Source organism: Streptomyces sp. NPDC060194 (assembly GCF_042728285.1).
In the GTDB taxonomy this organism is placed as follows: domain Bacteria; phylum Actinomycetota; class Actinomycetes; order Streptomycetales; family Streptomycetaceae; genus Streptomyces.
In genome coordinates this window covers 42,561-66,295 of the sequence record NZ_JBHWZH010000001.1, presented here as the reverse complement: position 1 = coordinate 66,295, position 23,735 = coordinate 42,561, and the positions used below count along the sequence as shown (strand labels likewise).

Genomic DNA, 23,735 nt, shown 5'->3' with positions numbered 1-23,735 from the left:
ACCCTTACAGACGTAGGGTTGCCCACAGGACAGCGCAGGGACGTAACGGCCGAGCAGTCGCCTCGAAGGAGGACCAGGTCAGTGACCAGCCAGGTCAGCAGCAGTCCAGCCGAGCGGGCCGACGACGGCGCAACCGTCGGGGAGCGGCGTGAACCGGGCGGGGCGCCCGGCACGGGGCCGGCCAAGGAAGTCCGCCAGGTCGATCGTGTGATCATCCGATTCGCCGGGGACTCCGGCGACGGCATGCAGCTCACGGGCGACCGGTTCACCTCCGAGACCGCCTCCTTCGGCAACGACCTCTCCACGCTGCCGAACTTCCCCGCCGAGATCCGGGCCCCCGCCGGCACCCTGCCCGGGGTGTCGTCGTTCCAGCTCCACTTCGCCGACCACGACATCCTCACCCCCGGCGACGCGCCGAACGTGCTGGTCGCGATGAACCCGGCCGCGCTGAAGGCGAACATCGCCGACGTGCCGCGCGGGGCGGACGTCATCGTCAACACCGACGAGTTCACGAAGCGGCCGATGGCGAAGGTCGGCTACGCGACCTCCCCGCTCGAGGACGGCTCGCTGGACGCGTACCAGGTCCACCCGGTGCCGCTGACGACGCTGACGATCGAGGCGCTGAAGGAGTTCGGGCTCTCCCGCAAGGAGGCCGAGCGCTCGAAGAACATGTTCGCGCTCGGACTGCTCTCCTGGATGTACCACCGGCCCACCGAGGGCACGGAGAAGTTCCTGCGGGCGAAGTTCGCGAAGAAGCCGGAGATCGCCGAGGCGAACGTGGCGGCCTTCCGGGCCGGGTGGAACTTCGGCGAGACGACGGAGGACTTCGGCGTCTCGTACCAGGTGGCGCCGGCCACGCAGGCGTTCCCCACGGGCACCTACCGGAACATCTCGGGGAACCTGGCCCTGTCCTACGGGCTGATCGCCGCCTCGCAGCAGGCGGACCTTCCGCTCTACCTGGGCTCGTACCCGATCACCCCGGCCTCCGACATCCTGCACGAGCTCAGCCGGCACAAGAACTTCGGCGTGCGCACCTTCCAGGCCGAGGACGAGATCGCGGGCATCGGGGCGGCCCTCGGCGCGGCCTTCGGCGGGCAGCTCGGGGTGACCACCACCTCCGGGCCCGGCGTGGCGCTGAAGTCCGAGACGATCGGGCTCGCCGTCAGCCTCGAACTGCCGCTGCTGATCGTCGACATCCAGCGCGGCGGCCCCTCCACCGGGCTGCCGACCAAGACCGAGCAGGCGGACCTGCTGCAGGCGATGTACGGGCGCAACGGCGAGGCGCCGGTGCCGGTCGTCGCCCCCCGTACGCCCGCCGACTGCTTCGACGCGGCGCTCGACGCCGCCCGCATCGCGCTCACCTACCGCACCCCGGTGTTCCTGCTCAGCGACGGCTACCTGGCCAACGGTTCGGAGCCGTGGCGGGTTCCCGACGTGGAGGAACTGCCCGACCTGCGGGTGCGGTTCCAGACCGGCCCGAACCACACGCTGGCCGACGGCACCGAGGTGTTCTGGCCGTACAAGCGCGACCCGCAGACCCTGGCCCGCCCCTGGGCCGTCCCCGGCACCCCCGGCCTGGAGCACCGCATCGGCGGGATCGAGAAGCAGGACGGCACCGGGAACATCTCCTACGACCCGGCCAACCACGACTTCATGGTCCGCACCCGGCAGGCGAAGGTCGACGGCATCGAGGTCCCCGACCTGGAGGTCGACGACCTCACCGGCGACGCCGCCACGCTGGTCCTCGGCTGGGGTTCGACCTACGGCCCGATCACCGCCGCCGTCCGCCGGCTGCGGACGGCCGGCGTCCCCGTCGCACAGGCGCACCTGCGCCACCTCAACCCGTTCCCGCGCAACCTCGGGCAGGTCCTGGCCCGCTACGACAAGGTGGTGGTCCCCGAGATGAACCTCGGTCAGCTCGCCACCCTGCTGCGGGCGAAGTACCTGGTCGACACCCACTCGTACACCCAGGTCAACGGCATGCCGTTCAAGGCCGAGCAGCTCGCCACGGCCCTCAGGGAGGTCATCGATGACTGAGGCACCCACCGTCACGGCCCCGGCCGCGGCGCCGGCCGCACCCGGTGCCGAGGAGCACCCGCTGCTCTCCCTCGTGCCGAGGGCCGAGGGGAAGCAGTCCATGAAGGACTTCAAGTCCGACCAGGAGGTCCGCTGGTGCCCGGGCTGCGGTGACTACGCCGTCCTGGCCGCCGTGCAGGGCTTCATGCCCGAACTCGGCCTCGCGAAGGAGAACATCTGCTTCGTCTCGGGCATCGGCTGCTCGTCCCGCTTCCCCTACTACATGAACACCTACGGGATGCACTCGATCCACGGCCGCGCCCCGTCGATCGCCACCGGCCTGGCCACCTCCCGCCGCGACCTCTCCGTCTGGGTGGTCACCGGTGACGGCGACGCGCTGTCGATCGGCGGCAACCACCTGATCCACGCGCTGCGCCGCAACGTGAACCTGAAGATCCTGCTGTTCAACAACCGGATCTACGGGCTCACCAAGGGCCAGTACTCGCCCACCTCCGAGCTCGGCAAGATCACCAAGTCGACGCCGATGGGGTCCCTGGACGCCCCCTTCAACCCGGTCTCGCTCGCGCTCGGCGCGGAGGCGTCGTTCGTCGCCCGGACCGTCGACTCCGACCGCAGGCACCTCACCCATGTGCTGCGGGAGGCCGCCGACCACCCGGGGACGGCGCTGGTGGAGATCTACCAGAACTGCAACATCTTCAACGACGGGGCCTTCGAGGTCCTCAAGGACAAGGAGCGGGCCGAGGAGGCGGTGATCCGGCTGGAGCACGGGCAGCCGATCCGGTTCGGCGCCGACGGCTCCAGGGGCGTCGTCCGCGACCCGCGGACCGGTGACCTGGCCGTCGTCGACGTGACGCCGGAGAACGAGGCCGACGTCCTCGTGCACGACGCGGCCAGCCCCTCCCCCACCACCGCGTTCGCGCTCTCGCGCCTCGCCGACCCCGACACCCTGCACCACACGCCGATCGGCGTGCTGCGGTCGGTGGAGCGGCCCGTCTACGACCAGCTCATGTCCGACCAGCTCGACGCGGCGGTGGAGCAGTACGGCAAGGGCGACCTCGGCACGCTGCTCGCGGGCAACGACACCTGGACGGTCGTCGGCTGACCCCCGCCCCGGACCGCCGGAGGCCCGGCCCACCGCATGCGTGCGGCGGACCGGGCCTCTTCGCGCGCTACACCTTCCGGCCGTCGTACGACTCCCGCGCCTCCCGCACCGCGTCGACCTGCTGCTCCGTCCAGCGGGCCAGGGAGTGCACCTGCAGGGCGGCCTCCAGGCCGAGCGGGGTGAGGGAGTAGTCCACGTGCGGCGGGATGACCGGCTTCGCGTCGCGCAGGACGAAACCGTCCCGCTCCAGTGTCTGGAGGGTCTGGGCCAGCATCTTCTCGCTGACGCCGCCGATCTCCCGGCGCAGCTCGCTGAACCGGTAGCCGCGGTCCACCAGCGCGGACAGGATCAGGACGCCCCAGCGGCTGGTCACGTGCTCCAGGATTCCGCGCGAGGGGCACATGGGCTGGTTCACGTCGGGCTGCGGGGTCAACTCCATGGGAGAAGCTTACCTCAAAGTGGGTACTTTCCCTGGGTTAGTACCCGTCGTAGAGTGAGTTACACAAACCCGCAAGAGCCGCAAGAAGTGCAAAAGGCGCAAGAAGGAGAACAACGGACATGAGCATCGTCGTCACCGGAGCCACCGGGCAGCTCGGCCGCCTCGTCGTCGAGGGGCTGCTGAAGTCGGTCGATCCGGGCCTGGTCGTGGCCGTGGTCCGCGACGAGAAGAAGGCGGAGGACCTGGCCGCCCGCGGCGTACGGATCAAGGTCGCCGACTACGACGCGCCCGAGACCCTCGCCGGCGTCTTCGAGGCCGGCGACCGGGTGCTGTTCGTCTCGGGCAGCGAAGCCGGCCGCCGCGTCCCGCAGCACACGGCCGTGATCGAGGCCGCGAAGGCCGCGGGCGTCGCCCAGCTGGCCTACACCGGGATCCTCGGCGGCCCGGACGCCGACTTCCTGCTGGCCGAGGAGCACAAGGCCACCGAGCAGCTGATCCTCGACTCCGGCGTCCCGTACACCTTCCTGCGCAACGGCTGGTACCACGAGAACTACACCGCCCAGCTCCCCGTCGTCCTGGAGCACGGCGCCGTCGTCACCAGCGCCGGTGACGGCCGGGTCGCCTCCGCCCCCCGCGCCGACTACGCCGACGCCGCCGTCGCGGTGCTCACCGGCGACGGCCACCTCGGCACGGCGTACGAGCTGAGCGGCGACGAGGCGTACTCCTTCGACGAGTACGCGGCCACGGTCGCGCGGCTCTCCGGCAGGGACGTCGTCCACCGCCGGGTCTCCCCCGAGGAGAACCTGGCGATCCTGACCGGCGCCGGACTCCCGGAGGCCTTCGCCGGGATCCTCGTCGACGTCGACGCGGCCATCGAGCGCGGCCTGCTCGCCCGCCGCGACGGCGACCTGGCGCGGCTCATCGGCCGGCCGACCACCCCGATCGCGGACACGGTCGCCGAGGCGCTGAAGGCCTGACCGGCTCCTCCAGCGATCCCTCCACCGTCCCGTCAGGACCGTATGGCGATACGGACATGACGGGACGGCCCCGCCCCGGCTACCGTCGTCCTGGCAACAGGAAGTACGGCGGCCTGCGGGAGGGTCCATGACGTCGGACGGGGACCAGCGGGCGGGACTGCTGTACGGAATCGGCGCGTACGGCATGTGGGGGCTCGTGCCGCTGTTCTGGCCGCTGCTCGAACCGTCCGGCGCGCCGGAGATCCTGGCCCACCGGATGGTGTGGTCGCTGGCCGTGGTGGCGATCGCGCTCGCCTTCGTCCGCCGCTGGGCGTGGGCCGGCGAGCTGCTGCGCGACCCGCGCAAGCTGGGCCTGATCACGGTCGCCGCGGCCGTCATCACCGTCAACTGGGGCCTGTACATCTGGGCGGTCAACAGCGGGTACGTCGTCGAGGCGTCGCTGGGGTACTTCATCAACCCGCTCGTCACCATCGCCCTCGGGGTGGTGCTGCTGAAGGAGCGGCTGCGCCCGGCGCAGTGGATCGCGGTGGGCACGGCCGTCGTCGCCGTCGTCGTGCTCGCGGTCGGCTACGGGCGGCCGCCGTGGATCTCGCTGGTGCTCGCCTTCTCGTTCGCCACGTACGGGTTCGTGAAGAAGAAGGTCAACATCGGCGGCCTGGAGTCGCTGGCCGCGGAGACCGCGATCCAGTTCCTGCCGGCCCTCGGCTACCTGCTCTGGCTCGGCTCGCACGGCGGCCTCACCTTCGGCGCGCACGGCGCCGGGCACGCCGCGCTGCTCGCCGCGACCGGGATCGTCACCGCCGTGCCGCTGGTGTTCTTCGGCGCGGCGGCGATCCGGGTGCCGCTCTCCACGCTCGGCCTGCTCCAGTACCTGGCCCCGGTCTTCCAGTTCGGCCTCGGCGTCCTGTACTTCCACGAGGCGATGCCCGCCGAGCGCTGGGCCGGGTTCGCGCTGGTGTGGCTGGCGCTGTCCGTCCTGTCGTGGGACGCGCTGCGCACGGCCCGCCGGTCGCGCGCGGAGGCGCTGCGGCTGCGGGCGCGGATGGCCGCCGGGACCCCGGCGTCGGAGCCGGTCGCGAAGGCCACGCTTCCACCGCGCTGACCTTCCCGCGCTCGCTACGTTGAGCGCATGACCCTTCACTGGAAAATCGTCATCGACGCGATCGACCCGCGGGCCCAGGCCGACTTCTGGGCCGCGGCGCTCGGCTACGAGGTCGAGGACAACAGCGCACTCATCGGACACGTCCTCGCCGCCGGCGGCACCACCGAGGACGACCTGGTCGAGCACCACGGGCGGTGGACGTGGCGTGACCTGCTCGCCGTACGGCACCCCGACGACCCGGTCGAGGACGGCACCGGCAGGGGGCTCGGCCGGCGGATCCTCTTCCAGCGGGTGCCCGAGCCCAAGACCGTCAAGAACCGCGTCCACCTCGACCTGCACCCCGAGCCGGGCACGCGCGACGCGGAGGTCGAGCGGCTCGTCGCCCTCGGCGCGACCGTCTCCTACGAGGTCTCCGAGCCGTCCGGGCAGTGGGTCACGCTGACCGACCCCGAGGGGAATGAATTCTGCGTCAGCTGAGGTTGGCCCGGGTGACCCGTAAGGCACCGACGCCAAGGAGCCCCGCATGAGCCCGCGTTCGTACCTCTTCCTGGTCGGCAGCAGCCGCGCGGACGGCAACTCCGAGCGGCTCGCCCGGGAGGCGGCGGCGCGGCTGCCCGCGGACGCCCCGCAGCGGTGGCTGCGCCTCGGCGAGCTGCCGCTCCCCGACTTCGAGGACCTCCGCCACCGGGGCGACGGCACCTACCCCGCGCCCGACGGGCACGCGGCGAACCTGCTCGACGCGACGCTGTCCGCGACGGATCTCGTCGTCGTCTCACCGCTGTACTGGTACTCCGTCTCCACGCTCACCAAGCGGTACCTCGACCACTGGTCGGCGTGGATGCGGGTGCCCGGTGTCGACTTCAAGTCGCGGATGGCCGGACGGGGGCTGTGGGGCGTCACGGCGCTCGCCGACGCGGACCGGGCCGCGGCGGATCCGCTCGTGGGGACGTTGCGGCGGACGGCGGCGTACATGCGCATGGACTTCGGCGGGGTGCTCCTGGGCAGCGGCACCCGGCCGGGCGACGTCCTCGCGGACGAGGCGGCGCTCCACCGCGCCCGCACCTTCTTCGCGGGCGAGCCCGCGCCCCTCAGCGGGGCCGGCGTCTGAGGCCCCGGCCTGCGGCCGGAACGGCGCGCGGCTCCGCCGCGGGGCCGACCGGGCGGGTGCGAACGGTCGCGGCGCTCGGCACAGCGGGCACAGCGGGGGGCGGCGCCAAAAAAACCAGCCCGGCGAGGGGGTACCCCCTGGTCCTTCAGACCTTGGGGGAGTTTGAGGCCGCCCGGGCGGAGCCCGGGTACCGCGCCGACAGGCGCAAGGGCGCCCGCCGGCGATCGGGCAAGGAGCGGTGCCGCCCCCGTGGCGCTAGTGCGCCTCCTCCGCCGTCTTGACGAGCGTCGCCTTCGTGACCGCACCGACGTAGACGTCGCCGTCGTCGGTGACGAGCGCATTGACGAGGCGCGTGGAGAAGACGGTGCCGGAGCCGAACTTCCCCGAGACGGGGTCGCCGAGCTTGCCGAAGAGACCGTCCGCCTCCGCGGGCACCTTCTCGCCGGAGCGGATCGCCGCGACGGACGTCCACCCGGACCCGAGGACCTCGACGTCGCCCCTGCCCTTGCCCCCGTCCGGGCCGAGGAGCTCGCCGAGGCCGCCCGGCAGCTCGCCGGCCTCGGGCTTGCCGGACCCGGGCCCGCCGGAGCGCTCCAGCTCGTCCGCCTCGGTGACCTTCGCCCCCTTCGGCGGCCGGAAGTCGAACGTGGAGGCCGCCGGCGCGGAGAAGTCGACCTTGCTGAAGCCGACGTCGACCGCCGCCTTGCCCCCGGTGCTCGGCACGAGGGAGAACTTGAGCGGCACCCCCTCCTTCGCGTCGACGGCGATCCGGATGGACCCGACCGTCGACCCGGCCTGCTTCGGCTCGATGAGCAGCTGGTACGCGTCCCGCCCGGCCACCTGCGCGGTGCCGTCCACGCTGACGGACGTGGTGTCGCCGGCCGCCTCCAGCGCCTGCTCGGCGAACTCCTTCGGCGTGACGGGGGCCTCGTCCGCGTCCGGCGCGGCCCGGTCCGCGGGGGCCTGCGCGTGGTACGCCTCCTTGGACGTGCTGTCGTACGCCCAGACCTCGCCCGCGTTGTGGACGAAGCTGTAGTCGCCGTCGACGATCACCTTCTGCTTCTCCGGCCCGTCGACCGCGACCTTCAGGGTGTGCGAGCCGAGGACGAGCTCCGGCAGCCGCGCCTCGGGCGCCGCGGAGGCCCCCTCGCCCCCGGTCGCGCCCTCCGGCAGCAGCTCGCCTACGTCCGGCAGCCCCAGGTCCGTGCTGATCTTGACCGTGCCGGACAGCCGCTCGGTGTCCGACGCGGCGATCTTCTCGACGAGCTCCCGCGCGGTGATCTCCGGCAGGTCGGGGTCGCCGGCGGAGGCCAGCGCCGGGACCAGGCCGATCGTCGCCGCCGCGATCCCGGCGACGGCCACCGGGACCGCGTACCGCGTCGCCTTCTGCCGCAGACCGCCGCGCCGCTCCCCGCCGGTCCCCTCGCTCACGTCTCCGTACGGTTCCATGTGTGCCCTCCGTGTCGGCGGCCCGTGCCGCTGGTCCACCCCCGGCCGCTCATGTCACCCGTTCGGGTCAGGAGTGGTGCTGTTCCCTCCGAGCGCGTCGGAAGTGATACAGACCATCTGACCAAATCGGCGCGTCCGAAGCGTCAGCCCCCGGTCGCGACCGCGCGTACACCTACGGGATGACGCACCCCAGGGGTCTCTCAGGGGCGCGCGGGGCGGGCACCCCTAGCCCGCGCGGTGGACCACCATGTCGCACAGCTCGGCGAGCGCGGTCTTCGCGCCGCCGTCCGGCAGCGGGGTGAGCAGAGCACGCGCCTGCTGGGCGTAGCGGACGGTGTCCTTTCGGGCGCGCTCCAGGGCGGGGTGGGCGCGGAGTCCGGCGAGCGCGTCGGCGAGGCGGGCGTCGTCGCTCAGGTCGCCGTCGAGGAGGGCGCTCAGGGCGACGTCCTCGGGGCGGCCGTGCGCGGCGACGAGCTCGCGCAGGCGCAGGACCGGCAGGGTCGGGATGCCCTCGCGCAGGTCGGTGCCGGGCGTCTTGCCGGACTCGTGGGAGTCGCTGGCGACGTCGAGGACGTCGTCGGCGAGCTGGAACGCCGTGCCGAGCCGCTCGCCGTACTGGGTGAGGACGTCGACGACGGCCTCGTCCGCGCCGGACATCATCGCCCCGAACCGGCCGGCGACGGCGATCAGCGAGCCGGTCTTGCCGGAGATCACGTTCAGGTAGTGCTCGACGGGGTCGTCCCCGGCGCCCGGTCCCGCCGTCTCCAGGATCTGGCCGGTGACCAGCCGCTCGAACGCCTCGGCCTGGATACGGACGGCCGCGGGTCCCAGGTCGGCCAGGATGTGCGAGGCCCGGGCGAAGAGGAAGTCGCCGGTGAGGACGGCCACCGAGTTGTCCCAGCGGGCGTTGGCGCTGGGCACCCCGCGGCGCACGTCGGCCTCGTCCATCACGTCGTCGTGGTACAGCGTCGCCAGGTGCGTCAGCTCGACGACCACCGCCGAGGGCACGATGCCGGGCGCGTGCGGGTCGCCGAACTGGGCGGCCAGCATCGTCAGCAGCGGGCGGAAGCGCTTGCCGCCCGCGCGCACGAGATGCTGCGCCGCCTCCGTGATGAACGGGACGTCGCTCTTGGTGGCCTCCAGAAGGCCCGCCTCGACGGCCGCCAGTCCGGTCTGGACATCGGTTTCCAGAGCCTGGTCCCGCACGCTCAGCCCGAACGGCCCGACGACGGTCACGAGGGGTACTCCTGTCTGCTGACGATCACACGGTTCGTCGATGTGTCGCTTGCACTGCTCATCAGCCTGCTCACCTGCCAGGGTATCCGGTCGCCTGTGGATCACCTCGGGCGGCCGCCCGCGCCCCCCGGTATGTTCGACCTGAGTCCGCTAAGTACAGGAGTGAGGCTTTTGTCCACATCAGCGACCGATCCCGCTCCCGCCCCGCCGCCGACCCCGCCGGGCGAGGACCACTCCTTCTTCGGCCACCCCCGCGGCCTGGCGACCCTCTCCGGCCTGGAGATCTGGGAGCGCTTCTCGTTCCTCGGCATGCAGACCATCCTGGTCCTCTACTTCGCCGACACCGTCGCGAGCGGCGGCATGGGCCTCGCCCAGAACACCGCCGCCTCCCTCTCCGCGGCCTACGGCACCCTCGTCTACCTGGTCTCGGTGGCCGGCGGCTGGCTCGCCGACCGCATCCTCGGCAGCTACCGGGCGGTCCTGTACGGCGGCATCCTCATCGCGTTCGGCCACTACGCCATGGCCATCGCCGCGGACTGGGCGACCTGGACCGGCCTCGGGCTGATCAGCGCCGGCACCGGCCTGCTGAAACCCAACGTCGCCACCCTCGTCGGCAAGCTGTACCGCACCGAGGACGAGCGGCGGGACGCCGGTTTCGCCATCTACTACATGTGCATCAACATCGGCGCCTTCGCCGGCCCGCTGATCACCAGCTGGCTCGCGGACAACGAGGGCTACCACTGGGGCTTCAGCGCCGCCGCGATCGGCATGACGCTCGGCCTGGTCCAGTACGTCCTCGGCCGCAGGACCATCGCCGGCCGGGAGCAGGGCGCCGAGCAGAAGCTGTCCCCGGCCGCGATGCGGCGCGCGGTGCGGCTCATCGTGGGCGGCGTCGTCGCGCTCGGGGTCCTGGCCGCGGTGCTCGGGCTGGCCGGCTGGCTGTCGCTCGAACGGTTCGTCGACGGCCTGACGCTGATCTCCGTGCTCGCCCCGATCGCGTTCTTCGCGGTGCTCTTCCGCAGCCCGCGGGTGACACCTGAGGAGAAGGGGAGGCTGAGGCCCTACATCGTGCTCTTCCTGGCCTCCGCCGTGTTCAACATGATCCTCTTCCAGGCGTACTCGACGGTGATCCTGCTGGCCACCAGCAACGCCCAGAACACCGTCTTCGGCTTCGAGTTCCCCTCCGGCTGGTACAACTCCGCGCTCGGCGCCTTCGAGGTCGCGCTCGCCCCGGTCGTCGCCGCGGTGTGGGTGCGGATGGGCCGCCGGCAGCCGCACGCGTCCAACAAGATCGCGCTCGGCGTGATTCTGGGCGGCCTCTCCTTCCTGATCATGGTCTTCCCGACCTCCGGGCACAGCGGCACCGACTGGCGGATGTCCGCCTGGTGGATCGTCCTGTCCTACCTGCTGCTCGGCCTCGGCGACGTGCTCCTGGAGTCCTCCGGCCTCTCCGCGACGAGCAAGCTCGCGCCGCACGCCTTCGCCAGCCAGACCATGGCGCTCTGGTTCCTCTCGCTCGCCCTCGCCAACGGCATCCAGGCCCAGATCGTGAAGCTCTACGGCGAGGTCTCCAACCCCGTCTACTTCGGCGTCAACGGCGGGATCGCGGTCGCGGCCGGCCTGATCGTCATGGCGATGGCGCCGTGGCTGCGGCGCACCATGCACCCCGTCCACTGACCCCCGCTCCCCCGAGGACCGCCATGCGCATCCGCACCGAGTTCCCCTACGGGACCACCGTCGAGGACGTCCGCGTCCCGCTGCCTGACGGCACCCGGCTCTTCGCGCGGATCTGGCGGCCGGTGACCGACCGCCCCGTGCCCGTCCTCCTGGAGTACCTGCCCTACCGGCTCAGCGACTGGACCGCCCCGCGCGACTCCCAGCGCCACCCCTGGTACGCGGGCCACGGCTACGCCTCCGTCCGCGTCGACGTGCGCGGCCACGGCAACAGCGAGGGCATGCCCGGCGACGAGTACGACGCGACGGAGTTGGCCGACGGGGTCGCGGTCGTGAACTGGCTGGCGGAGCGGGACTGGTCGAACGGCCGGGTCGGCATGTTCGGCATCTCCTGGGGCGGGTTCAACGCGCTCCAGATCGCCGCGCTCGCCCCGGAGCCGCTCAAGGCGATCGTCACCGTCTGCTCGGCCGACGACCGCTACGACAACGACGTGCACTACATGGGCGGCGCGGTCCTCGCCGTCGACATGCACGCCTGGGCGGCCACCATGCTCGCGTTCGTCTCCCGGCCGCCGGACCCGAAGTTCGCGGGCGAGGGCTGGCGGGCGATGTGGACCGAGCGGCTCGCGCAGGTCGACCCGTTCATCCACACCTGGCTGGACCACCAGACCCGCGACGACTACTGGCGGCACGGCAGCGTCTGCGAGGACTACGGGGCGATCCAAGCGGCCGTCCTGGCCGTCGGCGGGTGGCACGACCCGTACCGCGACACCGTGCTGCGGCTGGTCGAGCACCTGCCGGCCGACCGGGTGCGCGGGCTGGTCGGGCCCTGGTCGCACCAGTACCCGGACCGCGGGCTGCCGCCGGGGCCGGCGATCGGGTTCCTGCAGGAGACGCTGCGGTGGTGGGACCGGTGGCTGAGGGACGATCCCCCGGGAGCCGACGACCCCTTGGCCGAGCCGCTGCTGCGGTCGTACATCAGCGAGTCGCACCCGCCCGCCACCGTCTACCCGGAGCTGCCGGGCCGCTGGGTCGGCGACCCGCGGTGGCCGTCGCCGCACGTCACGCTGACGCCGCTCGGCCTCGACGCGGAGCTGGGCACCGACACCCCGGACCTCGACGGCCTGGTCCCGGTCCGCTCCCCGCAGCACACCGGCATCGACGCCGGCCGCTTCTTCCCGTTCGGCAACGACTCCGACCTGCCGCCTGACCAGCGCGAGGAGGACGGCCGGTCGGTGTGCTTCGACTCCGCGCCGCTCGACGGCCGGATCGAGATCCTCGGCCGCCCGCGCGTCCGGCTGCGGCTCCGCTGCGACGCCCCGCGCGGGCACGTGATCGCCCGGCTGTGCGAGGTCGCCCCCGACGGCTCCTCCACGCTCGTCACCCGAGGCGTCCTCAACCTCACCGCCCGCAACGGCCGCGACCGCGTCGACCTCTGGGAGCCCGGCGCCACCGAGGACGTCACCTTCGAACTCAACGGCGTCGGCCACGCCTTCGCCCCCGGCCACCGGATCCGGCTCGCCCTCTCCTCCGCGTACTGGCCGTGGATCTGGCCCTCCCCCGAGGGCGCCGGCTGGTCCGTCGACCCGGCCGCCGGCTCGCTCGACCTGCCGATGCGCGACCCGGTCCCGGGCGAGTCCGACACGATCGCCTTCGAGGAGCCCGAGCAGTCCGAACCGCTCGCGGTCGTCTTCCCCGACGACCCAGGCCAACGCCCCGAGCGCGTCGTCGTCCGCGACGTCGCCGCCGGCACCTGGCGCCTGGAGGTCGACCCGCGCTACGGCGGCACCCGCGTCTACCCCGACGGCCTGGAGTTCACCGAGGACGCGCTGGAGACGTACGTGATCTCCGAGTCCGACCCGCTCGCCGCGCACACCCGCTCCGACTGGACGGTCCGGCTGCGCCGCCCTGACATCGGCTGGGACGCGAGCGTCGAGACCCACTCGGAGATCCGGTGCGACGCCACGCACTTCCTCACCCGCAACGAGGTGACGTGCAGGGACGGGGACGACGTCGTCTTCCACCGCGTGTGGGAGCGGCGGATCCCGCGGACGGCGGGGTGAGCGCCGCCCGGCGCTGATCACGGGCCCTGGTCGGTGCGCCACCGCCCCCGTACGGTGTGATCACCCACGGAAAGCGAGGCGCGTCCCATGACCGAGCCCACCCCGCTCGATCTGCCCGAAGGCCACCCCTTCGGCCCGCACAACCTGCCGTACGGCGTCTTCACCCCGCACGCGGACCCGGACGCGCGGCGGCGGGTGGGGGTGCGGATCGGCGACCACGTCCTCGACGCGGGCGCGGCGGCGCTGGTGCTCGGCTCGCCCTACGGCGTGCTCCTCGCGCAGCCGACGCTCAACCCGCTGCTCGCGGCGGGCCGCGACACCTGGCGGGACGTCCGCCGCGCGCTGACCGCGTGGGTCGCCCGCCCGGAGGTCGTGCCCCACCTGCACCCGCTGGACGCGGTGACACTGCACCTGCCGTTCGAGGTCGCCGACTACGTCGACTTCTACGCCAGCGAGCACCACGCGACCAACGTCGGCCGGATCTTCCGCCCCGACGGCGACGCGCTCACGCCCAACTGGAAGCACCTGCCGATCGGCTACCACGGCCGCTCCGGCACCGTCGTCGTCTCCGGGACCGACGTCGTCCGGCCGTCCGGGCAGCGCAAGGCGCCCGCCGACGCCGCGCCCGTCTTCGGGCCCTCGGTCAAGCTCGACATCGAGGCCGAGGTCGGCTTCGTCGTCGGCACGCCGTCCGCGCTCGGGACGCCCGTCCCGCTCGGCGACTTCCGCGACCACGTCTTCGGGCTCACGCTGCTCAACGACTGGTCCGCGCGCGACATCCAGGCCTGGGAGTACGTGCCCCTCGGCCCGTTCCTCGGCAAGTCCTTCGCGACCTCCGTCTCGCCCTGGATCACGCCGCTCGACGCGCTCGACGCCGCACGCGTCGCCCCGCCCGCGCGGGACCGCGCGCTGCTGCCCTACCTCGACGACACCGACCCCGCCGCGGTCGAGCCCGGCGGCTACGACCTGCGGATCACCGTCACCCTCAACGGCCACACCGTCGCCGAGCCGCCCTTCGCCGGCATGTACTGGACGGCCGCCCAGCAGCTCGCCCACCTCACGGTCAACGGCGCCTCGCTGCGCACCGGCGACCTCTTCGGCTCCGGCACCGTCAGCGGCCCCGACCGCGCCCAGCGCGGCTCCCTCCTGGAGCTGACCTGGAACGGCACCGAGCCCCTCGAACTCCCCGACGGCAAGCGCACGTTCCTGGAGGACGGCGACGTGGTGACGCTGACGGCCTGGGCGCCGGGTCCGGACGGGGTCCGGGTGGGGCTCGGCGAGGTGACGGGGCGGATCGTGCCCGCCCCGTCCTGACGGCCGGCTACCCCTCGTCGTACGGGAACTCCTCGTCGGGCCAGGGCTCGTCGTCCGCCGCGGCGGGCGACGAGCGGGCGTCCGAGGGCGAGGGGCCCGCCGCCGGGGACGGGGAACCGGCTGCCGGGGACGGGGGGCCGCCGCCGTCGAACTCCGCGAGCACCCCGAGGACCGCCTCCCCGTACGTCGCCAGCTTCTTCTCGCCGAGTCCGCTGATCCCGCCCAGCTCGGTGAGGGACTTCGGCCGCACCGTCGCGATCTCCCGCAGCGTCGCATCGACGAAGACGATGTACGCCGGGAGCCCCAGCTCCTTGGCCTGCGCCGCCCGCCAGGCGCGGAGCGCCTCGAACAGCGCCACCGCCTCCTCCGGCAGGTCCGCGACCGCCTTCGCGGCCCGGTCGGCGCGGTCGGACCTCCCGCCCCGCTCGCCGCGCGCCCGCGGCGCCCGCTTCGGCTCCTTGCGCAGCCGCACCTCGCGCTCGCGCTGCAGCACGGAACCGCTCGCGTCCGTCAGCACGAGCGTGCCGTACTCGCCCTCGACCTCCAGGAGCCCCTGCGCGAGCAACTGCCGGACCGCGCCCCGCCATTCGGCCTCGGACAGCTCCTGGCCGATCCCGAACACGGAGAGCTGGTCGTGGTCGAACTGGATCACCTTCGCGGTCCGCTTCCCGAGCAGGATGTCCACGATCTGGCCCGCCCCGAACTTCTGCCCCCGCTCCCGCTTCAGCCGCACGACGGTGGAGAGCACCTTCTGCGCGGCGACCGTCCCGTCCCACGTCTCCGGCGGGGTCAGGCAGGTGTCGCAGTTCCCGCAGGTCGCCGCGGCCGCGTTCTCCTGGCCGAAGTAGGCGAGCAGCTGCCCCCGACGGCAGTCCGCGGACTCGCACAGCGCGAGCATCGCGTCCAGGTGCGCCATGGCCCGCCGCCGGAAGACCTCGTCGCCCTCCCCGCCCTGGATCAGCTTCCGCTGCTGGACGACGTCCTGCAGCCCGTACGCCATCCAGGCCGTCGACGGCAGCCCGTCGCGGCCCGCGCGGCCGGTCTCCTGGTAGTAGCCCTCGACGGACTTCGGCAGGTCGAGGTGGGCGACGAAGCGGACGTCCGGCTTGTCGATGCCCATGCCGAACGCGATGGTCGCGACGACGACGAGGCCGTCCTCGCGCAGGAAGCGGGACTGGTGCTCCGCGCGGGTCCGGCTGTCGAGCCCCGCGTGGTACGGGACGGCCGGGATGCCGTTCCTGGAGAGGTACTCGGCGGTGGCCTCGACGGACTTCCGGGAGAGGCAGTAGACGATGCCCGCGTCGCCCTCGTGCTCGTCGCGGAGGAACTTCAGGAGCTGCTTCTTCGGGTCGTCCTTGGGGACGATCCGGTACTGGATGTTCGGCCGGTCGAAGCTGGCCTCGAAGTGCCGCGCCTCCGGCATCCTCAACCGCTCGGTGATCTCACGGTGGGTGGCCCGGGTGGCCGTCGCCGTCAGGGCGATCCGCGGGACCTCGGGCCAGCGCTCGCCGAGGACGGAGAGGGCCAGGTAGTCGGGGCGGAAGTCGTGGCCCCAGGAGGCCACGCAGTGCGCCTCGTCGATCGCGAAGACGGAGACCTTGGCGCGGGAGAGCAGGTCCAGCGTGGAGTCCAGCCGCAGCCGCTCGGGGGCCAGGTACAGCAGGTCGAGCTCGCCGGCGAGGAGCTGCGCCTCGGTGACGCGGCGCTCGTCGAAGTCCTGGGTGGAGTTGAGGAAGCCGGCCTGGAGGCCGAGCGCCCGCAGGGCGTCGACCTGGTCCTGCATGAGCGCGATCAGCGGGGAGACCACCACGCCGGTGCCGGGGCGGACCAGCGCCGGGATCTGGTAGCAGAGCGACTTGCCGCCGCCGGTCGGCATCAGGACGACCGCGTCGCCGCCGCCGACCACCTGCTCGATGACGGCCTCCTGCTCGCCGCGGAACGCGTCGTAGCCGAAGACGCGGTGCAGCACCGCCAGCGCCTCGCTCCGGGCGGGGGCGCCCCCGGATCCCTCGGCCTGTCCCGCCGGACCGTCCTGCACCGTCACCACACCTGTTCCGTCCATCGCGCCGTCCCCCGTACCGGACTCACCCGTCACTCACCGTTCGCTGTCTACTCCGCCACCATAGGACCCCGCACTGACAATTCGGACCCGCATGCGGAAGCCCGGCGTCCCGCGAGGGCGGGCGCCGGGCTTCCGGAGCGGAGGAACCGCAGGTCAGCGGATGAAGACCCCCGCCTGTCCTGCCAGGTCGAGGAAGTACTGCGGGGCGAGGCCGAGGACCAGCGTGACGGCCACACCGACGGCGATCGCCGTCGAGGTGAACACGCTGGGCACCGCCACCGTCGGCCCGTCGGCCTTCGGCTCGCTGAAGAACATCAGCACGATCACCCGGATGTAGAAGAACGCCGCGATCGCCGAGGAGATCACACCGACCACGACGAGCGCTCCCGCGCCGCCCTCCGCCGCCGCCTTGAACACGGCGAACTTCCCGGTGAACCCCGAGGTCAGCGGAATGCCGGCGAACGCCAGCAGGAAGACCGCGAAGACCGCAGCGACCAGCGGCGAGCGCCGCCCGAGCCCCGCCCACTTCGACAGGTGCGTCGCCTCCCCGCCCGCGTCGCGCACCAGCGTGACGACCGCGAAGGCGCCGATCGTGACGAAGGAGTACGCGCCCAGGTAGAAGAGCACCGAGGAGACGCCGTCGGGGTTGGTGGCGATCACACCGGCCAGGATGAAGCCGGCGTGCGCGATCGAGGAGTAGGCGAGCAGCCGCTTGATGTCGGTCTGGGTGATCGCGATGATCGCGCCCGCCAGCATGGTGACGATCGCGACGCCCCACATCACCGGCCGCCAGTCCCAGCGCAGCCCCGGCAGGACCACGTAGAGCAGCCGCAGCAGCGCGCCGAAGGCGGCGACCTTGGTGGCGGCGGCCATGAAGCCGGTGACCGGGGTGGGAGCGCCCTGGTAGACGTCCGGGGTCCACATGTGGAACGGGACGGCGCCGACCTTGAACAGCAGGCCCATCAGGACCATCGCGCCGCCGATGAGCAGCAGCGCGTCGTTGCCGGCGGTCTGGGCGAGCACGGGCGTGGTCGCTCCGGAGGTGCCGTCGACGACGGCGGCGATGTCGGCGTAGGCGAACGAGCCCGAGTACCCGTACAGGAGCGCGATCCCGAAGAGCATGAACGCGGAGGAGAACGCCCCGAGCAGGAAGTACTTGACCGCGGCCTCCTGCGACATGAGCCGGTGGCGGCGGGCCAGGGCGCAGAGCAGGTACAGCGGGAGGGAGAAGACCTCCAGGGCGATGAAGAGCGTCAGGAGGTCGTCGGCGGCCGGGAAGACCAGCATGCCGGCCACCGCGAACAGCGCGAGCGGGAAGACCTCGGTGGTGGTGAACCCGGCTCGGACCGCGGCCTTCTCGCTCTCGCTGCCGGGCACGGACGCGGCCTGGGCGACGAAGGAGTCGACCCGGTTGCCGTGCGCCTCGGGGTCGAGCCGCCGCTCGGCGAAGGTGAGGACGGCGACGACCGAGGCCAGCAGGATCGTGCCCTGCAGGAACAGCGCGGGGCCGTCGACGGCGATCGCGCCCATGGCCGCGATGTTCGCCTCGTCCGTGGCGTAGCCGTCGGCCGCGAGCTTGACCACGGCCGCGAAGGCGACGCCGAGCGCGGCGATCGCGAGGGCGACCTGGGTGAGGTAGCGGGCCTTCCGCGGGACGAAGGCCTCGACCAGGATGCCGAGGATCGCCGCCCCGACGATGATCAGGGTCGGGGCGAGCTGCCCGTACTCGATCTTCGGGGTCTCGAACTTCGTCCCCGGTTCGGCGGCGAGTGTCCACAGGCTGTGGACAGCGGATCGGGTCGCGCTCACTTGGCCGCCTCCACTGCGTCGTAGTCCTTCTTCTCCGCGTCGGACACGGTGTGCGTCACGGCCGGGTTGACGATGTCCGTCAGCGGCTTCGGGAAGACGCCCAGGAAGATCAGCAGTGCGATCAGCGGGGCGACCACCAGCAGCTCACGGGCCTTGAGGTCGGGCATGCCCTCCACCTGCGCCTTCACCGGTCCCGTCATGGTGCGCTGGTAGAGCACCAGGACGTAGAGCGCGGCGAGGACGATGCCGGAGGTCGCGATGATCCCGATCACCGGGTAGACCTTGAAGGTGCCGACGAGGACCAGGAACTCGCTGACGAACGGGGCGAGTCCGGGCAGCGACAAGGTCGCGAGCCCGCCGATGAGGAACGTGCCCGCCAGGACCGGGGCCACCTTCTGCACCCCGCCGTAGTCCGCGATGAGCCGCGAGCCGCGCCGGGAGATCAGGAAGCCGGCGACCAGCATCATCGCGGCCGTGGAGATGCCGTGGTTGACCATGTAGAGCGTCGCGCCGGACTGGCCCTGCACGGTCATCACGAAGATGCCCATGACGATGAACCCGAAGTGCGAGATCGACGCGTACGCCACGAGCCGCTTGATGTCCCGCTGACCGACGGCGACCAGGGCGCCGTAGACGATGCTGACCAGCGCGAGCACCAGGATGACGGGCGTGGCCCACTCGCTGGCGTTCGGGAACAGGCCGAGGCAGAAGCGGAGCATCGCGAAGGTGCCGACCTTGTCGACGACCGCGGTGATGAGGACGGCGACCGGGGTGGTCGACTCCCCCATCGCGTTCGGCAGCCAGGTGTGCAGCGGCCAGAGCGGGGCCTTGATCGCGAAGGCGAACATGAAGCCCAGGAACAGCAGCCGCTCGGTGTTCGTCGCCATCCCCGTGTCGTTGGCGGCGATCTCGGTCAGCGAGAACGTCCCCTCGACGACGTAGAGGCCGATGACGGCGGCCAGCATGATCAGGCCGCCGATGAGGTTGTAGAGCAGGAACTTCACGGCCGCGTAGGAGCGTTGGGCCGCCGCGTTCTCCTCGGTGCCGGAGTGCGCCCGGTCGCCGAAGCCGCCGATGAGGAAGTACATCGGGATGAGCATGGCTTCGAAGAGGATGTAGAAGAGGAAGACGTCGGTGGCCTCGAAGGAGAGGACCACCATCGCCTCGACGGCGAGGATCAGGGCGAAGAAGCCCTGGGTGGGCCGCCAGCGGGTGCTCTTGGTCTCCAGGGGATCGGCGTCGTGCCAGCCGGCCAGGATGACGAACGGGATGAGCACCGCGGTGAGCAGCAGCATCGCGACGCCGATGCCGTCGACGCCCAGCTCGTAGCGGACGCCGAACTCGGCGATCCAGGCGTGCGACTCGGTGAGCTGGAAGCGGTCGCCGCCGGGTTCGAAGCGGACGGCGATCAGCACGGCGAGCACCAGGGTGCCCAGCGAGACCGCGAGGGCCAGGTACTTGGCCGCCGTGCGGCGGGCCGCCGGGACCGCCGCGACGGCGATCGCGCCGAGCGCGGGGAGCGCCGCCGTGGCCGTGAGCAGAGGGAACGACATCTGGGTCACACCGCCCTCATCAGCAGGGTCGCGGCGATCAGCACCGCCGTACCTCCGAACATCGAGACGGCGTACGACCTGGCGTAGCCGTTCTGGAGCTTGCGCAGCCGCCCGGAGAGCCCGCCGACCGAGGCCGCCGTGCCGTTGACGACGCCGTCGACCAGCGAGTGGTCGACGTAGACGAGCGACCGGGTGAGGTGCTCGCCGCCGCGGACGAGGACGACGTGGTTGAAGTCGTCCTGGAGCAGGTCGCGGCGGGCGGCCCGGGTGAGCAGGCTGCCGCGCGGGGCGACCAGCGGGACGGGCTTCCTGCCGTACATCGCCCAGGCGGCGCCGACGCCGATCAGCAGGACCACCATGGTGAGGCCGGTGATGACCGGGACGCTCAGGTGCGGGTGCCCGTGCTTGTAGGCGGTGACCGGCTCCAGCCACTTCACGAAGGACTCGTTCAGGCTGAACAGGCCGCCCGCGAAGACCGAGCCGAAGGCGAGCACGATCATCGGCAGGGTCATGGACTTCGGGGACTCGTGCGGGTGTGGCTCGGAGTGCGCGCCGGCCGTCTCGGCGGCGGGCTCGACGTCCGGGTCGGCGGGGGACGGCGTCGGCCGGTTGCGCCACCGCTCCTCGCCGAAGAACGTCAGCAGCATCACGCGCGTCATGTAGTACGCGGTGAGCCCGGCGCCGAGGAGGGTGACCGCGCCGAGGATCCAGCCCTGGGCGCCGCCGGCCGAGAACGCCGCCTCGATGATCTTGTCCTTGGACCAGAAGCCCGACAGGCCCGGGAAGCCGATGATCGCGAGGTAGCCGAGGCCGAAGGTGACGAAGGTGACCGGCATGTACTTCCGCAGGCCCCCGTACTTCCGCATGTCGACCTCGTCGTTCATGCCGTGCATGACCGAGCCGGCGCCGAGGAAGAGCCCGGCCTTGAAGAAGCCGTGCGTGACCAGGTGCATGATCGCGAAGGCGTAGCCGATCGGGCCGAGCCCGGCGGCCAGGATCATGTAGCCGATCTGCGACATCGTGGAGCCGGCCAGCGCCTTCTTGATGTCGTCCTTGGCGCAACCGACGATCGCACCGAACAGGAGCGTCACCGCGCCGACCACGACGACGGCGGTCTGCGCGTCGGGGGCGGCGTCGAAGACCGCGCCGGAGCGGGTGATCAGGTAGACGCCCGCGGTGACCATGGTGGCGGCGTGGATGAGGGCCGAGACCGGGGTCGGGCCCTCCATCGCGTCGCCGAGCCAGGACTGCAGCGGCACCTGGGCGGACTTGCCGCAGGCGGCAAGCAGCAGCATCAGGCCGATGCCGGTGAGCACGCCCTCGCCGGCGCCGCCGACCTCCTCGTCGACCGCCGTGAAGGCGAACGTCCCGAAGGTCGTGTACATCAGCATGATCGCGATCGACAGGCCCACGTCGCCGACCCGGTTGACCAGGAAGGCCTTCTTCGCGGCGGTGGCCGCGCTGGGCTTGTGCTGCCAGAAGCCGATCAGGAGGAACGAGGCGAGGCCGACGCCCTCCCAGCCGACGTACAGCAGCAGGTAGTTGTCCGCGAGGACCAGGACCAGCATCGACGCGAGGAACAGGTTCAGGTAGCCGAAGAAGCGCCGGCGGCGCTCGTCGTGCTCCATGTACCCGATCGAGTACACGTGGATGAGCGTGCCGACGCCGGTGATGAGCAGCACGAACGTCATCGACAGCTGGTCGAGCTGGAAGGCGACGTCCGCACGGAAGTCGCCGACCGGGATCCAGCTGAACAGGTGCTGGTGCAGCGCCCGGTCCTCCGCGTCCCGGCCGAGCATGTCGAGGAAGAGCACCGCGCCGACGGCGAAGGAGGCGGCGGCGAGCAGGGTGCCGAGCCAGTGGCCCGCGCGGTCGAGCCGGCGGCCGCCGCACAGCAGCACCGCCGCTCCGAGCAAGGGCGCCGCTACCAGCAGCGCGATCAGGTTCTCCACGATTCAGCGACCCCTCAGAGCTTCATCAGGCTGGCGTCGTCGACCGAGGCCGAGTGGCGGGAACGGAACAGCGACACGATGATCGCCAGCCCGACCACGACCTCCGCGGCGGCCACGACCATCACGAAGAACGCGATGACCTGCCCGTCGAGATTGCCGTGCATGCGGGAGAAGGCGACGAACGCCAGATTGCAGGCGTTGAGCATCAGCTCGACGCACATGAACACCACGATGGCGTTGCGCCTGATGAGGACACCGGCGGCGCCGATGGTGAACAACAGGGCGGCCAGGTAGAGGTAGTTGACCGGGTTCACTGGGAGACCCCCTCTGCGCGCGAGTCCTTCGGGGAGCGGTCGGCGGCGTCCGCACCGGACGCTCCGGAAGCACCGGACCGTCCGGCCGGTCGCGGCGGCCGGTCGCGGCCGAGCCGCTCCTCCGCGCGCTGCTCCAGCGCCCTGAGGTCCTCCAGCGCCTCCTGGGACACGTCCCGGATCTGGCCGCGCTGCCGCAGGGTCTGCATGACGGTCAGGTCGGCCGGCGTGCCGTCGGGCAGCAGGCCGGGGACGTCCACCGCGTTGTGCCGGGCGTAGACGCCGGGGGCGGGGAGCGGCGGCAGGTGCTTGCCCTCGCGGATGCGGCGGACGGCCTGCTCGCGCTGGTTCAGCGCGCGCTCCGTGCGCTCCTTGTGGGTGAGCACCATCGCGCCGACGGCGGCGGTGATCAGGAGCGCGCCGGTGATCTCGAAGGCGAAGACGTAGGTGGTGAAGATCTTCTGGGCGAGGCCCTCGACGTTGCCCCCGTAGCGGGCGTTGGCCGCGCCGAGGCCGCTGAAAGTGGTCAGCGAGGCGTTGCCGATGCCGCCGATGAGCAGGACGCCGAAGCCGAGCCCGCAGAGGGCGGCCATCCAGCGCTGCCCCTTGAGGGTCTCGGTCAGCGAGTCGGCGGCGGTGACGCCGACCAGCATGACGACGAAGAGGAACAGCATCATGATCGCGCCGGTGTAGACGACGATCTGCACGACGCCCAGGAAGTACGCCCCGTTGGCCAGGTAGAACACCGCGAGGATGATCATGGTCCCGGCCAGGCAGAGCGCGCTGTGGACGGCGCGCCGCATCAGGATCGTGCACAGCGCGCCGATGACGGCGACGGTGCCGAGGACCCAGAACTGGACGGCTTCCCCGGTGGAGGTCATCGCGTTCACGCGTGGGCCCCCGTTCCCTTGTGGGCGATCGTGCCTGCGTCGGGCGCGGGCTCGTCCTTCGGGTAGACGCCCTCGCCGCGCGAGGCGGGGACCTGGCGCTCGGTGCCGGGGGCGGCCTTCGTGACGAGTCCGCGGTAGTAGTCCTGCTCGTCGGTGCCGGGGAAGATCGAGTGCGGGGCCTCGACCATGCCCTCCTCCAGGCCCGCCAGCAGCTCGTCCTTGGTGTAGATGAGGCTGGCGCGGGTGGTGTTGGCGAGCTCGAAGTCGTTCGTCATGGTGAGCGCCCGGGTCGGGCAGGCCTCGACGCACAGCCCGCACAGGATGCAGCGGGCGTAGTTGATCTGGTAGACCCGGCCGTACCGCTCGCCGGGCGAGTAGCGCTCCTCCTCGGTGTTGTCCGCGCCCTCGACGTAGATCGCGTCGGCGGGACAGGCCCATGCGCACAGCTCGCAGCCGACGCACTTCTCCAGACCGTCGGGGTGCCGGTTGAGCTGGTGCCGGCCGTGGAAGCGCGGCGCCGTCTCCTTCGGCGTCTCCGGGTACTGCTCGGTCAGCCGCTTCTTGAACATGGCCTTGAAGGTCACGCCGAAACCGGCCACCGGGTTCATGAACTTGTCACTGGCGGTGCTCATGCCCTGCTCGGGCTCCCGGCGCTGC

Annotated in this window: 19 protein-coding genes; 9 read left to right on the top strand and 10 right to left on the bottom strand. The window is 71.9% G+C overall.

Annotation, left to right across the window (positions count from 1 at the left end):
- Positions 1-81: 81 nt before the first annotated feature.
- A complete protein-coding gene (locus ACFWEG_RS00300; protein WP_387207447.1) occupies positions 82-2,037 on the top strand; it encodes a 2-oxoacid:acceptor oxidoreductase subunit alpha in 1,956 nt (651 codons plus the stop codon).
- Positions 2,038-2,137: 100 nt separating this feature from the next.
- A complete protein-coding gene (locus ACFWEG_RS00295; RefSeq protein WP_387207539.1) occupies positions 2,138-3,139 on the top strand; it encodes a 2-oxoacid:ferredoxin oxidoreductase subunit beta in 1,002 nt (333 codons plus the stop codon).
- A gap of 67 nt (positions 3,140-3,206) precedes the next feature.
- On the opposite strand, the gene ACFWEG_RS00290 is transcribed toward ACFWEG_RS00295, so the two are convergent.
- A complete protein-coding gene (locus ACFWEG_RS00290) occupies positions 3,207-3,578 on the bottom strand; it encodes a winged helix-turn-helix transcriptional regulator (RefSeq protein ID WP_387207445.1) in 372 nt (123 codons plus the stop codon).
- A gap of 119 nt (positions 3,579-3,697) precedes the next feature.
- Between ACFWEG_RS00290 and ACFWEG_RS00285 the strand changes: the two genes are divergently transcribed.
- From ACFWEG_RS00285 to ACFWEG_RS00270, 4 genes are all read left to right on the top strand, one after another.
- The gene (locus tag ACFWEG_RS00285; RefSeq protein WP_387207443.1) at positions 3,698-4,555 is read left to right on the top strand and encodes an SDR family oxidoreductase; all 858 of its coding nucleotides are present in this window, start codon (positions 3,698-3,700) and stop codon (positions 4,553-4,555) included.
- A gap of 127 nt (positions 4,556-4,682) precedes the next feature.
- Positions 4,683-5,657, top strand: coding sequence for an EamA family transporter RarD (gene rarD / locus ACFWEG_RS00280; protein WP_387207441.1), 975 nt, complete (start codon positions 4,683-4,685; stop codon positions 5,655-5,657).
- Positions 5,658-5,684: 27 nt separating this feature from the next.
- Complete coding sequence (locus ACFWEG_RS00275; RefSeq protein ID WP_387207439.1) at positions 5,685-6,134, top strand: VOC family protein; 450 nt, start codon at positions 5,685-5,687, stop codon at positions 6,132-6,134.
- A gap of 46 nt (positions 6,135-6,180) precedes the next feature.
- Complete coding sequence (locus ACFWEG_RS00270; RefSeq protein ID WP_387207437.1) at positions 6,181-6,765, top strand: flavodoxin family protein; 585 nt, start codon at positions 6,181-6,183, stop codon at positions 6,763-6,765.
- A gap of 255 nt (positions 6,766-7,020) precedes the next feature.
- Here the strand turns inward: ACFWEG_RS00270 and ACFWEG_RS00265 are convergent, their stop codons facing one another.
- On the bottom strand, positions 7,021-8,214 hold the full coding sequence (locus ACFWEG_RS00265; protein WP_387207435.1) for an outer membrane lipoprotein carrier protein LolA: 1,194 nt from the start codon (positions 8,212-8,214) through the stop codon (positions 7,021-7,023).
- Between the two features lie 225 nt (positions 8,215-8,439).
- Entirely contained in the window at positions 8,440-9,450 is a 1,011-nt protein-coding gene (locus tag ACFWEG_RS00260; protein WP_387207433.1) for a polyprenyl synthetase family protein, read from the bottom strand.
- Positions 9,451-9,621: 171 nt separating this feature from the next.
- Between ACFWEG_RS00260 and ACFWEG_RS00255 the strand changes: the two genes are divergently transcribed.
- The 3 genes from ACFWEG_RS00255 (at position 9,622) to fahA (ending at position 14,501) form a co-directional block, all read left to right on the top strand.
- Positions 9,622-11,127, top strand: a complete 1,506-nt coding sequence (locus ACFWEG_RS00255) for a peptide MFS transporter (protein ID WP_387207431.1) — start codon at positions 9,622-9,624, stop codon at positions 11,125-11,127.
- A gap of 23 nt (positions 11,128-11,150) precedes the next feature.
- Positions 11,151-13,187, top strand: coding sequence for a CocE/NonD family hydrolase (locus tag ACFWEG_RS00250; protein WP_387207429.1), 2,037 nt, complete (start codon positions 11,151-11,153; stop codon positions 13,185-13,187).
- A gap of 87 nt (positions 13,188-13,274) precedes the next feature.
- Complete coding sequence (gene fahA, locus ACFWEG_RS00245) at positions 13,275-14,501, top strand: fumarylacetoacetase (protein ID WP_387207427.1); 1,227 nt, start codon at positions 13,275-13,277, stop codon at positions 14,499-14,501.
- A gap of 7 nt (positions 14,502-14,508) precedes the next feature.
- Here the strand turns inward: fahA and recQ are convergent, their stop codons facing one another.
- The 7 genes from recQ to nuoI form a co-directional block, all read right to left on the bottom strand.
- Positions 14,509-16,563, bottom strand: a complete 2,055-nt coding sequence (gene recQ, locus ACFWEG_RS00240; RefSeq protein WP_387207425.1) for a DNA helicase RecQ — start codon at positions 16,561-16,563, stop codon at positions 14,509-14,511.
- 153 nt (positions 16,564-16,716) lie between these two features.
- On the bottom strand, positions 16,717-18,372 hold the full coding sequence (gene nuoN / locus ACFWEG_RS00235) for an NADH-quinone oxidoreductase subunit NuoN (RefSeq protein WP_387207423.1): 1,656 nt from the start codon (positions 18,370-18,372) through the stop codon (positions 16,717-16,719).
- Positions 18,369-19,925, bottom strand: a complete 1,557-nt coding sequence (locus tag ACFWEG_RS00230) for an NADH-quinone oxidoreductase subunit M (RefSeq protein ID WP_387207421.1) — start codon at positions 19,923-19,925, stop codon at positions 18,369-18,371. The genes nuoN and ACFWEG_RS00230 overlap by 4 nt, the downstream gene beginning before the upstream one ends.
- Before the next feature lie 5 nt (positions 19,926-19,930).
- Entirely contained in the window at positions 19,931-21,877 is a 1,947-nt protein-coding gene (gene nuoL / locus ACFWEG_RS00225) for an NADH-quinone oxidoreductase subunit L (RefSeq protein WP_387207419.1), read from the bottom strand.
- A 14-nt stretch (positions 21,878-21,891) separates the two neighbouring features.
- Positions 21,892-22,191: an NADH-quinone oxidoreductase subunit NuoK gene (gene nuoK, locus ACFWEG_RS00220; protein ID WP_387207417.1), complete on the bottom strand. Its 300-nt coding sequence runs from the start codon at positions 22,189-22,191 to the stop codon at positions 21,892-21,894.
- A complete protein-coding gene (locus ACFWEG_RS00215) occupies positions 22,188-23,069 on the bottom strand; it encodes an NADH-quinone oxidoreductase subunit J (protein ID WP_387207537.1) in 882 nt (293 codons plus the stop codon). Before ACFWEG_RS00215 ends, nuoK begins: the two co-directional genes overlap by 4 nt.
- Before the next feature lie 5 nt (positions 23,070-23,074).
- A complete protein-coding gene (gene nuoI, locus ACFWEG_RS00210) occupies positions 23,075-23,710 on the bottom strand; it encodes an NADH-quinone oxidoreductase subunit NuoI (RefSeq protein ID WP_387207535.1) in 636 nt (211 codons plus the stop codon).
- Positions 23,711-23,735 lie beyond the last annotated feature (25 nt).